Here is an 11,798-nt window from a genome sequence, read left to right as displayed (position 1 = left end):
AGGCGCGAACGGAGTGAGCGCCTCGGAGGGCGAACGGCGAACGGACGTGAGCCGCGAGACGCTCGCGTCTCGAACCGCGCGAACGGGAGCGACCGGAGGGAGCGACGCGTGAGCGACGAGAGACATCCCCTGTTCATGCCGCTGATCCTCGTCGGCGGCCTGATCTTCGGGTTCGGGCTCGGCTTCAGCCACATGGCGCGGCCGGAGGTCGTGCTGAACTTCCTCAGGTTCGAGGACTTCGGGCTGCTGTTCGTGATGTTCGGCGCGGCCGTCGTCTCCGGCGTCGCCTTCGCGGTGATGCCGCGGATCCGCGACGCCGCGCCGCTGACCGGCGACCGGTACGAACGGCGGCTGAAGCCCTTCGACCGCAATGTCGTGATCGGCGGCGCCGTCTTCGGCGTCGGCTGGGGCCTGTCGGGCATCTGTCCCGGCGCGGCGTACGCCAGCCTCGGCGTCGGCAACGTCACCATCCTCTGGGCGCTCGGCGGCATGTTCGTCGGCGCGTACCTCCAGGGGTACTGGCGGAGCAGGACCCGGGCGCGTGACGCCGCCGCGGCGGGCGCGGACTGACCCGCCCCCCCGCAGATGGACCCCGTTCTTTTCGCGCTCTTCATCGGTGCAGCAGTGGCCAGCCTGTTCATGTCGTGGGTCATCGGCGCCGGGTCGAGCGGCGCGACGCCGTTCGCCCCCGCCGTCGGCGCGAACGCCATCGGGACGATGCGCGCCGCCCTCCTGGTCGGAGCCTTCGGGTTCACGGGTGCCGTCACGCAGGGGAGCAACGTCTCGGAAGCCGTCGGGAGCGGCCTCGTCGGCGACATCAGCCTCCCCGTCGCCGGCGTCATCCTGGTGTTAGCGCTGGGCGCGGGGTTGATGGCGGTCGGCATCACGACGGGGTACCCCATCGCGACCGCGTTCACCGTGACCGGCGCGGTCATCGGCGTCGGTCTCGCGCTCGGCGGGACCCCGGTCTGGGCGAAGTACCGGCAGATCGCCCTCGTCTGGACGTTGACGCCGTTCGTCGGCGGGGGCATCGCGTTCGGGATCGCGAGCCTCCTGCCGCGTCCCGGGGTCCCCGAGCGGTACTGCGTTCCGGCGCTCGCCGGTCTCGTCGGCGCCGTCCTCGTGAACGTCCGGTTCAGCTTCCTGGGCGACGGGAGCGCCTCGGGGACCGTCCGCGGTCTCGGACAGCGGGCGCTGGAGGTCGACGGCCTCGCGTCGGGGGTCGCCGTTACCGGCGTCGCCGCGCTGGTCGTCGCCGCCGTCGTCTGGTGGGACATCGGGCGCGACGAGCGCGCCGGGCTCCGGCGCGTGTTGCTCGCGCTCGGCTCGCTCGTCGCGTTCTCCGCGGGAGGTAGTCAGGTCGGGCTGGCCGTCGGGCCGCTGTTACCCCTGCTCGACGAGGTCGGGACGATTTCGACGTTCACCGTGCTCGTCGGCGGGGGGCTGGGGATGCTCGTCGGGTCGTGGACGGGCGCACCGCGGATGATCAAGTCCCTCGCGCAGGACTACTCGTCGCTCGGGCCGCGACGCTCGATCTCGGCGCTCGTTCCGTCGTTCCTGATCGCGCAGCTGGCCGTCCTGCTCGGCGTTCCGGTGTCGTTCAACGAGATCGTCGTCAGCGCCATCATCGGGAGCGGCGCCGCCGTCGGCGGCCGGGACGCGGTCGACCTCCGGAAAATCGGTGTGACGGTGGGAGCGTGGGCGGGGTCGTTCGGGGTCTCGTTCGCGCTCGCGTACGCGGCCGCGCCTATCCTCCTCTGAAATCGGCCGTCACTGTATTCTGACGTCGACCGCCGCTTCGCTTCGAGCGCAGCCGTCACCGCCGCGCGTGCGACCGATGTCCCGCGCGTGCGCCGACCGGTCGTCTGGACCGGCGAGCGCAGTACGTTACGCATAAGTTATGAATGGTCGGCCCGAGGTTATTCGGATATAGTATTGTGCGATAATCCCAAAACCGTTATAGGCGTGAACCGGGTAGAGTGAGTTGAACAGAAATGTGCCAACAGCGAATTTCCAACTGCGAAGACCGGGGGACGGATCGATGTCAGGGTTAGAGATTCCCACGTGGGACCCGGAGACGGCCATGCTCATCGGCGCGATCCTCTTGGAAGCGATCGTGCTGTACGTGGGTTACGGCGGGATCGAGCGCCTCTTCGGGCCCCGCTTCATGCGACTCCTAATCGGAGGCGAAGAGGATGCTCAGTAGCCTCTCCGACGGACTCGGCCTCCTCGGGACGAGCCCGGAGATGGCGGCGCTGTTCGTCGGCTTCGGCCTCGTCGTCGGCGTCCTGTTCGGCTTCTTCGGGATGGGCGGGTCGTTCCTCGTTACCCCCGCCCTGCTGATGCTGGACTACCCGGCGCCCGTCGCGGTCGGTAGCGGGATGGCGTTCGTCTTCGGGACGGCCGTCATCGCGACGTTGAAACACCACGACCTCGGGCAGGTCGATTACAAGCTCGGCGCGATCATGATCACCGGGACGACCGTCGGTATCGAGGCCGGCCGCGCCAGCGTCTACTACCTCGAATCGCTGGGACTCGCCGGCGGCGTCATCAGCGTCGCCTACGTCGCCCTGCTCGGCGGCGTCGGGGCGATGGTCACCCGTGACGCCCTGAAAAACGACGACGGCGGCGGCATCGACCACGAGGCGGCCGACCGCGACCTCAGCGAGTACGAGATCCCCGAGATCGCGAAGACGATTCAGCGGATGGTCCGGATTCCGCCGATGGTGACGCTCCGCGGCGACGTCCGCGTCTCCGCGTGGGTCATCACGGCCGTCGCCTTCGCGACCGGCCTCCTGTCGGGATTCCTCGGCGTCGGCGGCGGCTTCATCCGGATGCCGGCGATGATCTACGCGATCGGCGTCCCGGTTCCCGTCGCCGTGGGAACGGACCTGTTCGAGATCGTCTTCTCCGGCGGGCTCGGAAGCTACCTCTACGGACAGGGCGGCGGCGTCGACCTCGGCATCGTCGTCCCGCTGCTGTTCGGGAGCGCGCTCGGCGCCCGCGTCGGCTCCGCCGCGACCGCCGTCGTCGACTCCGACGGCATCAAGGTGTACTTCGGCGGGATGCTGCTCGCCGGCGCCATCGCGGTCGGCATCGGCGAGATCGGGTCCTACATCGGGAACTCGCTCATGGAGACGGTCGGACTGGTCCTCGTGATCGGCGCGGCCGTCGTCGTCGCCGCCGCGGTCATCTACACGTCGGTCGTCTCGCTGCGGACGACGCGCGGCCGACAGACGGCGACGACGGACTGACCGCGGCCGCTCTGGTCGAGGCCGGCCGTCGACTCACGCGACGAGCCGTCGCGGACCCGCCGTTGCGGACCCGTCGTTGCGGACCCGTCGTCGCTCCGCGACCCGACGAAGCTAGCGCACAATTGTGTAATCTATACACAAGTCTTTTAAGAGCTCACGGCATACGGATAGGTAACAAAATGCCAGATTCGATGTCCGAACAACTCCAGCGGGACATGGTGTGCGAAGGGCTCTTAGAGTGTTTCCACGGACTCAAACAGCTCGACAAGCGGGTTTTCCAAGAGCTCGTCCAGACCGAAACGCCGCTGACGATCGACGAAATTGCCGACGAAGTCGACCGCGAGCGCTCGACCGCGTATCGGGCCGTGCAACGGCTCCTTCAGGCGGGCTTCATTCAGAAGGAACAGGTGAACTACGATCAGGGCGGGTACTACCACGTCTACAGGCCGACCGACCCGGAGAAGGTCGCCGACGACATGCAGCGGATGCTCAACGACTGGTACGCGAAGATGGGTCAGCTCATCCAGGAGTTCGAGGACAAGTACGAGCAGGTGGAGACCTCGTCTCCGGCCGCCGAGAGCTGACGTCGACGCGACCCGATCGTCCGAAACGAGACCACTCGACTCTTCGAAGCCGGCCGATCTCCGACGCCGACTTCCGGGCTACACGCGAGTATCGCCGGGAACACCGCGGAGGCGTCTGTCTGACGGCTCCGATCTGACGGTATAGTCTTTCAAATACAATACCGAGTCGGAGACGCGGCGACGTGATCGAGCGCGGAGCGCGCAGCGGTGCGAGCCTCGACTCGCAGACACGCCGCCGAAGGCGGCCGATGGCGCCCCGAGATCGGCCCGCCCCGAAGCCGGTGGCTCGCGTTCGAAGCGATGGCCACTTGGGACAACAGTCGCCGGTAAAAAGACGAACCCATTTTCGCATAATTGTCAGAATAAAATTTATGATAGGGATAATATACTTCTGCGTCACGTTCGATTCGGTCGAGGCCCGTGTATGGATACTATAATAAATATATTTATTTGTCATAAATATTATGATACAGTATAAATTAGTTTTGATACCACACATATTTCCAACTGTTCTAAAATCGAGACCAGAGACGGGAGGAACGATCTAGGCCGCTGGTCCGAACGAGATCGAGAGCGGTCAAAAGGCGTTGAAAGACCGGTAGTTGCGGTTCTCGTGCGAAGCGTATCCGAGTGTGATCGAGCCCAGAAACGCAGCGCTGATACGGCCGTCTAATAATATTTCTTATATATTTAGGAAACAGTCAGATATACTATCTTATATCGAAACGCATAGCGCGGTCGGAGCGGGCGATAGGAGGCCATTCCTAGAAGGGAGAACGACCGTCGGTAACTAAACCCATCAATCCGACAGTGTTCACTCGACCGGGACGATGGTCACCGGAATTGACGACTCGAGCGCAACCGACTGAGTGACGCTCCCGAAGAGCGCTTTACCGGCCGGTGAGCGTTTTCGTCCGCACAGCACGACCTCGTCCGCGTCTAACTCGTCCGACATATCCACGATCGACTCCGCAACCGGAACGTACAATTCCCTCTGTTCTGTCGCGATGCCGGCGGCAGAGAGGATGTCCGTTGCTTCGATCACGCCCGGGCTCTCCTCGTCGAAACTGTCATCGCCTGTAGTGCTCGGATCGTCGTGATAGGCGTGAGCGACCGTCACGCGTAGCTCGTCCGTCTCGCCGGGAAGTCCCGAGACGTACCGGGCCTGAGCGGCTGCCCGATCGGTGTTGTCGTCTACCGGGAGTAGGATCTCATACATCGCATGAGAGATACTAGCGTGCGGTGATAAGCGTGACGCTCCCCGGTACGTACGCGCTCACGGCGCGCGCGCACTTCGAGGAGTTCGGCGGGACGCGAGCGGACCTCGCCGCGACCGCGGTGAAGAACCACCGGAACGCCCCCGGAAACGACATGGCCCAGTTCCAGAAGGAGATATCCACGACCGACGTCCTCGAAGCGCCGACCGTCGCTGACCCGCTCGGACTGTGCGACGCCCGTCCGATCACCGACGGGGCCAGTGCGCGTGTCCACGTCAGCGAGGCGTACGCGGCGCATCACGACCTGAACGAGTCAGTCGCCATCACGGAACCGGACGGGAGACCGACTCGCTCGCCTTACAGCTCCGAGAGTCGCTCACGCGGACCCCGGCAACGACCCGAGCGGCGACGGTCGCATACGACGACGCCGGGGTTACCGCGGCCGACGTCGAATTGCCTGAAGTTTCAGCGGTCCCGGCAGCACTATACCGTCTCATTCTCATGGTAGCGCTATGCAACGCACTCTCGAGGAGCTGACACCGAGCGTCGCCGAGTCGGCCTTCGTCTCGGAACAGTCGTACCTGATCGGCGACGTCGTGGTCGGCGACCGCGCGAGCCTCTGGCCGTTCACCTGTCTTCGGGGAGACGGCGGGTCCACGGTCGTCGGCGAGGAGGCGAACGTCCAGGAGTTCACGATGCTCCACGGTGCGATCATCGGCGACGAGGTCACTGTGGGTCACAACGCCGTCGTCGACTACGCGACCGTCGAGGACCACTCCCTCGTGGGGATGGGGAGCCGCGTCCTCCGGGACGCGACGGTCGAGTCCGACTGCATCGTCGCCGCCGGCGCGGTGGTCCTCCAAGAGCAGACGATACCGGAGGGACACCTCGCCTACGGCGCCCCGGCCGAGACGAAACCCCTCACGGACGCCCAACGCGACGAGATCGACCGCGTCCACCGGCACTACGTCGACCTCGGCCGTCGGTACAAAGCGGCCGGGGGGTTCGAGTGACCGAGACCATCAGTGGTCGGAACGATCGGGCGGTCGACTGAGACCGTCGACCGGCACGTCTCGACGATCCCGCCACGGTGACCCCGATATTTTATATCTACTGCTGCAGCATCCTTCAGGTACGCAACCATGACAGAGGATATCCAGCAAGAGTCATCGATCATCCACGAGCCGAGCCGGGAGTTCGTCAAGTCGACAAACGTCTACGAGTTCATGCAGACGTACGATATCGACGACTACGACGAACTCGTCCGTCGGACAACGAAAGAGGTCGACGGCGTCGAAGCGTCGGGCGTCGAGTGGTTCTGGGACACCATGCCAGAGTATCTCGGTATCGATTTCTATGAGCCGTACGACACGGTCCGTGACGACACCGAGGGTCCGCAGTTCTCGGAGTGGTACCCCGGCGGTGAGATCAACCTCGCACACAACGTAGTGGATCGCCACGCCGCCGTCGACTCCGAGGCGAGAAACAACGTCGCGTGTCTCTTCGAGGGCGAACCGGGCGACGTCAGGGAAGTGACGTACCACGAACTCGCTCGTCAGTCGAACAAGGTGGCGAACTACCTCGAATCGGTCGGCGTCGAGACCGGCGACACCGTCGGGATGTATATGCCGATGGTCCCGGAAGTCATCTCGATCCTGTACGGCTGTTTCAAGGTCGGCGCCATCGCGGTTCCGATCTTCTCCGGGTTCGGCGTCGAGGCCACGGCCACGCGCATCGACGACTCGGAGTGTTCGGTGCTGTTCACCGGCGACGGGTTCTACCGACGCGGCGAGCCGCTCACGCTCAAAGGGGCGGCCGACGACGCCATCGAGGACGCGGGACACGTCGAACACACCGTCGTCTACGACCGCATCGGCGACGACGCCGAGGTCCCGATGGGGGCGCGCGACGAGTGGTGGGACGACGCGATCGAAGACCGCGACGACGAGTACGACACCAAGTCGCTCCCCGCCTCACAGGAGTCGATGCTGCTGTACTCGTCGGGGACGACCGGCAAACCGAAGGGCATCGTCCACACCCACGCCGGCGTGCAGCTGCAGTGTGCCAAGGAAATCTACTTCGGCTTCGACCACAAGCCCTCGGACCGCTTCTTCTGGGTCTCCGACATCGGGTGGATGATGGGGCCGTGGACGCTCATCGGCAACCACACGTTCGGCGGGACGGTGTTCATGTACGAGGGCGCGCCCGACCACCCCGAACCCGACCGGTTCTGGGAGATGATCGACCGACACTCGCTGTCGACGTTCGGCATCTCGCCGACGGCCATCAGGGCGCTGCGCAAACACGGCGACGAGTGGGTGGAGGGACACGACCTCTCGTCGATACGCCTCCTCGGCTCGACCGGCGAACCGTGGGACCCCGAATCGTGGCAGTGGTTCTACGAGCACGTCGGGGGGAGCGAGGCCCCGATAATCAACATTTCCGGGGGCACCGAGATCTGCGGCTGTTTCCTCATGCCGATGCCGACCCAGCCGCTGAAGCCCACGTCGCTCGGTGGTCCGGGGCTGGGAATGGACATAGACATCGTCGACGAGGCCGGCAGTTCCGTCGCCGACAGTCACGAACGCGGCTTTCTCGTCGCCCGCGACTCCTGCCCGTCGATGACGAAGTCGCTGTGGTCCGGCGACGAGCGCTACCTGAACGAGTACTGGTCGACGTGGGACGACCTCTGGGATCACGGCGACTTCGCCCAGAAGGACGAAGACGGCTTCTGGTTCCTCCACGGACGGGCCGACGACGCACTCAACGTCGCGGGCCGGAAGGTCGGTCCCGCCGAGATAGAGGGCGTTCTCACCGAACACGAGGCCGTGAACCAGGCCGCAGCCGTCGGCGTCCCAGACGAGACGACCGGAACCGCGGTCGTGACGTACGTCGTCCTCGAAGACGGCTACGACGGAAGCGACGACCTGCGCGGCGAACTGTCGGCGCTCGTCGGCGAGGAACACGGCAAACCGTTCCGCCCGCGTGAGATCCTCTTCGTCTCCGACTTCCCGAAGACGCAGTCGGGCAAGGTGATCCGACGGGCCATCTCGTCGCTCTACCAGGGCGAAGAGCTGGGCGACATGTCGAGCATCGAGAACCCCGAGGCGCTCGACGAGATCGAAGCGGCGTCGTAACGGGAGGCGGTGGACAGACTGCGGCGACCGCGGGGTATCATTTTCGCGGACGTCGTCGCTCAGGGCGATCTGCGTGAGCACGTAAAGAACGTGGAGTCGACGGGTCGAAGGGTCGACTCGGCCGATTCGGCTCCTGCAGTCAGTCGGACCGCTCGGCGTAGGGCGTAACGCCGGCGGCTTCCATCTGATCGTGGAAGCGCTTCCGTCTGGCCTTTCGCTGCTCGGTCGACATCCGGTCGTTGGTCCAGATTTGGCCGCTGGTGTCCTGGTGGACCTCACAGCTGTCGACCTCGTCGAGTGCCTCGACGCGCTCGCGCACCTCGTCGTTGATATCGAGGAAGTACGTGCACCGCTGTGAGGTCAAGAGGAGGGTTACCTCCACGTCGCGGTCGTCGACGGAGATAGACTCGACGAGACCTAGATCGAGGATGCTGATCGGATGATCGCTCATACAGCTACAGGGGTCGAGTACCTCGTCGAGTTCGGCTTTAATCCGTGTTTTGCGCTCGTCGTCGAACTCCGTGTCCGGAGTGACGTGCGTGGCCGCTTCCGTTCGCGCGTATGGGTCGGTGTGTGCAGACATGATCAGTCGTCGGACGCGAGCGCCGAGTCGGCCTCGTAAGTCGACCAGGGCTCGGCGGGGTAGTCGCCGCTCTCTTCGCGCTCATCCCGGAGCTGGTCCCACTTGTCGCCCTTGATGTCTTTTTTAATCTGCTCTGGGTCCTTATCGAGGAGGCGCAGCGCGTTCTTTCCGAGGATTTTCTCTTTCATGTCCTTGGTGACTTCGGGGTAGTCGTAGTCTTCGATGAGGTCCTCGGGCATCTCGAAGTTCCAGATGCCGTCGATGGGGGGCTGCGGATGCAGCGCCGTCGCGCCGCCGGCGTAGACGATGCGGTCCGGTCCGGCCCAGTAGAGCATCTCACCGAGCGCCTTCGCGAACTTCCGCGGGCGGGTGTTGACGAGACACGCCGTGTTCTCGAGATTGGCGTAAACGTTGTCGTGGCTCGCCATCGCGAGGACGGTCTCCTCGACGAACGAGAAGCCCGCGTGGATGATCTCGAAGTTGATGTCGGGGAACGAGTTGGCGGCGTCTTCGATGTCGTCCGGTTTGAAATAGCGGACGGGCGCCGTCGCGAACGGGATGAACTTGTGAATCGCTAGCGTGTCGACCTCCGAGTCGGCGACCCGCTGGAGGAGGGGCCAGACGGCGTCTTCGGTCAGCTGGAGCGAGAGGTCGTTGCCGTTCTGGTAGCGCGCGGGATAGAACTTGATGCCCTCGACCCCGTCTTTCGCGGCGAACTCCTCTATCTGGTCGCCCGCGTCGTCTTCGAGGGGGTTGACGTCGACGTACATCGACACGCGCTCTTGATTCTGCTCCATGAACTCGAACCCCTTCTCACGGGACACGTAGCCGTCGTGGAAGTAGTCGTCGAGCGGCAGCGAGTGGTACACCGAGTAGTCGATCTGACTCTCCAAAAAGAGGAGCCGAGCGAGCTCTTCGGGCTGGTGATCGCGGTAGAAGACCTCTTCGGACGGCACGTACCCGTCCGGGAGGATCTTCGCCCCCATCTCGTACGTCTCGTCGTCCCAGACCTGTGCGTGCGGGTGTTTGTGATTCTCCGGCGTGTGGTTGAAGCAGTGTGACACGGAGTCCACTACAAGTGAGCCACTGTCTAACATCTCGTGTGGTAGGACAGATGAGTCATTAATAAACATTTGGGTTAGCGGCGGGAAGGGTGTGTGTGTTGACGGTGCGCGATTGAGCCGGGATACGGACAACTGGGCCGGAGCCCGAGAAACACTTATCTGAGCGGCAGTAGCAGCTTCATCCGTTATGTCCGAGCGTCTGCAAGGGAAGACGGCACTGGTCACCGGCGGCTCCTCCGGCAACGGACGGGCGATCGCTCGACGGTTCGCCGAGGAAGGGGCGAACATCACCGTCGCGGACGTCCGCGACGACCCGCGAATGGGCGGTGAGCCGACACACGATCTCATCGAGGCCGGTGGCGGAAACGCCCAATTCGTCCACTGCGACGTCAGCTCGGTCGACGACCTCCACGAGGCGGTCGACGCCACCGTCGAAGCGTTCGGATCGCTGGACGTGATGGTCAACAACGCCGGCGTCGAGCGTCAAAAGCCCTTAGCGGACGTCACGGAGGAGGACTACGAGTGGCTCATGGACATCAATCTCAAGGGCGTGTTCTTCGGGAGCCAAGCGGCCGTCGAGGTGATGCGCGAGCAGGACGAGGGGGGGAGCATCATCAACATGTCCTCGATCGGCGGCATCCGCGGCTTGGAGAACTCCTCGCTGTACTGTACCTCGAAAGGCGGGGTGACGAACTTGACCCGGGAGTTAGCCGTCGAGCACGGCGAACATGACATCCGCGTCAACGCCCTCAATCCGGGGTTCATCGAGACGGCGATGACGATGGAGGACGGTGACACGGCCGGCGGCATTCTCGATCAGACGCCGCTGGGGCGGGCGGGCCAACCCGAGGAGGTCGCGGACGCGGCGCTGTTCCTTGCGAGCGACGAGTCGTCGTTCGTCACGGGCCACAATCTCGTCATGGACGGCGGCTTCACCGCCTGAATCGGGAGGGGGTGAGCAACACTTATTATTTCGTACCCGCGACATCTGTGTGCATGCTTCACGCAGAGGGACCCCTCTTAACGGTCGACGTCGGCGATCGCTCGACGGAAACGACCGACATCGACGAAATAAACGAAACGTTCATCGGCGGGCGCGGCGTCGCGACGCGGCTCGCGCACGATCGACTCCCGTTCGACGCCGACCCGCTGGGCGCGGCAAACCGGCTCTACTTCGCTACTGGACCCATGCAGTCGTCGACCATGTCGTTCACCGGTCGGATGAACTGCACGGGTATCTCGCCGCTCACAGGCGGGCTACTCTCGTCGAACGCCGGCGGGTTCATGTCGCGCAACTTCGCTGCGACGGGCTACAGCGCCGTCGAACTCGTGGGCGCGAGCGACGAACTCGTCGTCGTTCACGTCACCGACACCGGCGTCGAGTTCGAACCCGTCCCGGACCTCGCTGGCGCGACGGTACCGGAAACGGTCGAGTATATCGAGACGGAACACGGCATGGAGAGCGAACACGTCGCCTGTATCGGCCCCGGCGGGGAAAATCGAGTCCGCTTCGCCTCCATCATGACCTCGGAGTCGAGAGCGTTCGGCCGCGGGGGGCTGGGCGCCGTCCTCGGGGCCAAGGGGGTCAAGGCGATCACGTTCGACGGCGATTCGAGCCCGGAGATCGAGATCCCCCCCATCCAGACGGACGTCCACCGCGACGCGGCCACCGCCGACCACATCATGAAACGGCAGGGGACGACGTCGGTGACCGAACTGGCCAACGAGGTGTCGGCCCTGCCGACGAGGTATTTCTCCGAGCTGCAGTTCGAGGGAGTCGAAGGGATCAACGGGGACCGAGTCGAGGAAAAGAAGTTCAAGAAAGCGACCTGCTCGTCGTGCGCGTTCGCCTGTAAGCTCCCGACGAAAGACGAGGAACGAGGCGTCGAGACGGAGGGACCGGAGTTCGAGACGGTGATGTCGTTCGGGTCGAACGCCGGCGTCGACGATATCGTCGAC

13 protein-coding genes are annotated in these 11,798 nt (G+C 64.4%); 10 read left to right on the top strand and 3 right to left on the bottom strand.

Annotated elements, in window-relative coordinates; translation table 11 throughout:
• Window positions 1–135 precede the first annotated feature (135 nt).
• The 5 genes from DJ73_RS13185 (at window position 136) to DJ73_RS13165 (ending at window position 3,838) form a co-directional block, all read left to right on the top strand.
• Window positions 136–570 carry a YeeE/YedE family protein gene (locus tag DJ73_RS13185; protein WP_094524181.1) on the top strand — a complete coding sequence of 145 codons (435 nt, stop codon included), beginning with the start codon at window positions 136–138 and terminating at the stop codon, window positions 568–570.
• Window positions 571–585: 15 nt separating this feature from the next.
• Window positions 586–1,761 (top strand): inorganic phosphate transporter, encoded by a 1,176-nt coding sequence (locus DJ73_RS13180; protein ID WP_094522092.1) that lies wholly within the window; start codon window positions 586–588, stop codon window positions 1,759–1,761.
• A 280-nt stretch (window positions 1,762–2,041) separates the two neighbouring features.
• The gene (locus DJ73_RS20410; RefSeq protein ID WP_170938209.1) at window positions 2,042–2,206 is read left to right on the top strand and encodes a hypothetical protein; all 165 of its coding nucleotides are present in this window, start codon (window positions 2,042–2,044) and stop codon (window positions 2,204–2,206) included.
• The gene (locus tag DJ73_RS13175; RefSeq protein ID WP_094558195.1) at window positions 2,196–3,254 is read left to right on the top strand and encodes a sulfite exporter TauE/SafE family protein; all 1,059 of its coding nucleotides are present in this window, start codon (window positions 2,196–2,198) and stop codon (window positions 3,252–3,254) included. The genes DJ73_RS20410 and DJ73_RS13175 overlap by 11 nt, the downstream gene beginning before the upstream one ends.
• Before the next feature lie 179 nt (window positions 3,255–3,433).
• Entirely contained in the window at window positions 3,434–3,838 is a 405-nt protein-coding gene (locus DJ73_RS13165; protein ID WP_094522094.1) for a helix-turn-helix domain-containing protein, read from the top strand.
• Between the two features lie 814 nt (window positions 3,839–4,652).
• Here DJ73_RS13165 and DJ73_RS13160 read toward each other — a convergent pair.
• Window positions 4,653–5,057, bottom strand: coding sequence for a universal stress protein (locus DJ73_RS13160; protein WP_094558193.1), 405 nt, complete (start codon window positions 5,055–5,057; stop codon window positions 4,653–4,655).
• Window positions 5,058–5,080: 23 nt separating this feature from the next.
• Here DJ73_RS13160 and DJ73_RS20650 point away from each other — a divergent pair, with 23 nt between their 5' ends.
• The 3 genes from DJ73_RS20650 (at window position 5,081) to DJ73_RS13145 (ending at window position 8,192) form a co-directional block, all read left to right on the top strand.
• Complete coding sequence (locus DJ73_RS20650; RefSeq protein ID WP_254921654.1) at window positions 5,081–5,563, top strand: hypothetical protein; 483 nt, start codon at window positions 5,081–5,083, stop codon at window positions 5,561–5,563.
• A gap of 4 nt (window positions 5,564–5,567) precedes the next feature.
• The gene (locus tag DJ73_RS13150) at window positions 5,568–6,068 is read left to right on the top strand and encodes a gamma carbonic anhydrase family protein (RefSeq protein ID WP_094558192.1); all 501 of its coding nucleotides are present in this window, start codon (window positions 5,568–5,570) and stop codon (window positions 6,066–6,068) included.
• 129 nt (window positions 6,069–6,197) lie between these two features.
• Window positions 6,198–8,192: an AMP-binding protein gene (locus DJ73_RS13145; RefSeq protein WP_094558191.1), complete on the top strand. Its 1,995-nt coding sequence runs from the start codon at window positions 6,198–6,200 to the stop codon at window positions 8,190–8,192.
• Window positions 8,193–8,331: 139 nt separating this feature from the next.
• On the opposite strand, the gene DJ73_RS13140 is transcribed toward DJ73_RS13145, so the two are convergent.
• The gene (locus DJ73_RS13140; protein WP_094558190.1) at window positions 8,332–8,775 is read right to left on the bottom strand and encodes a metal-sulfur cluster assembly factor; all 444 of its coding nucleotides are present in this window, start codon (window positions 8,773–8,775) and stop codon (window positions 8,332–8,334) included.
• Between the two features lie 2 nt (window positions 8,776–8,777).
• A complete protein-coding gene (locus tag DJ73_RS13135) occupies window positions 8,778–9,872 on the bottom strand; it encodes an amidohydrolase family protein (protein WP_094558189.1) in 1,095 nt (364 codons plus the stop codon).
• A 154-nt stretch (window positions 9,873–10,026) separates the two neighbouring features.
• Between DJ73_RS13135 and DJ73_RS13130 the strand changes: the two genes are divergently transcribed.
• Complete coding sequence (locus DJ73_RS13130; protein ID WP_094558188.1) at window positions 10,027–10,782, top strand: SDR family NAD(P)-dependent oxidoreductase; 756 nt, start codon at window positions 10,027–10,029, stop codon at window positions 10,780–10,782.
• A 53-nt stretch (window positions 10,783–10,835) separates the two neighbouring features.
• Window positions 10,836–11,798 (top strand): aldehyde ferredoxin oxidoreductase N-terminal domain-containing protein (locus DJ73_RS13125; RefSeq protein ID WP_275542254.1); only part of this gene is annotated, 963 nt, incomplete at its 3' end.

It is taken from the genome of Halorubrum sp. Ea1, assembly GCF_002252965.1.
In the GTDB taxonomy this organism is placed as follows: domain Archaea; phylum Halobacteriota; class Halobacteria; order Halobacteriales; family Haloferacaceae; genus Halorubrum.
Note: the sequence above shows the minus strand (reverse complement) of the source record. Positions and strands in the feature narration are given on the sequence as shown.

What these genes read in the sequence shown, in the direction of transcription:
- DJ73_RS13165 (WP_094522094.1), top strand. Translation starts at nt 3,434, where the DNA reads ATGCCAGATTCGATGTCCGAACAACTCCAGCGGGACATGGTGTGCGAA.
- DJ73_RS13160 (WP_094558193.1), bottom strand. Translation starts at nt 5,057, where the DNA reads ATGTATGAGATCCTACTCCCGGTAGACGACAACACCGATCGGGCAGCC.
- DJ73_RS13135 (WP_094558189.1), bottom strand. Translation starts at nt 9,872, where the DNA reads ATGTTAGACAGTGGCTCACTTGTAGTGGACTCCGTGTCACACTGCTTC.
- DJ73_RS13180 (WP_094522092.1), top strand. Translation starts at nt 586, where the DNA reads ATGGACCCCGTTCTTTTCGCGCTCTTCATCGGTGCAGCAGTGGCCAGC.
- DJ73_RS13145 (WP_094558191.1), top strand. Translation starts at nt 6,198, where the DNA reads ATGACAGAGGATATCCAGCAAGAGTCATCGATCATCCACGAGCCGAGC.
- DJ73_RS13150 (WP_094558192.1), top strand. Translation starts at nt 5,568, where the DNA reads ATGCAACGCACTCTCGAGGAGCTGACACCGAGCGTCGCCGAGTCGGCC.
- DJ73_RS13175 (WP_094558195.1), top strand. Translation starts at nt 2,196, where the DNA reads ATGCTCAGTAGCCTCTCCGACGGACTCGGCCTCCTCGGGACGAGCCCG.
- DJ73_RS13130 (WP_094558188.1), top strand. Translation starts at nt 10,027, where the DNA reads ATGTCCGAGCGTCTGCAAGGGAAGACGGCACTGGTCACCGGCGGCTCC.
- DJ73_RS13185 (WP_094524181.1), top strand. Translation starts at nt 136, where the DNA reads ATGCCGCTGATCCTCGTCGGCGGCCTGATCTTCGGGTTCGGGCTCGGC.
- DJ73_RS13140 (WP_094558190.1), bottom strand. Translation starts at nt 8,775, where the DNA reads ATGTCTGCACACACCGACCCATACGCGCGAACGGAAGCGGCCACGCAC.
- DJ73_RS20410 (WP_170938209.1), top strand. Translation starts at nt 2,042, where the DNA reads ATGTCAGGGTTAGAGATTCCCACGTGGGACCCGGAGACGGCCATGCTC.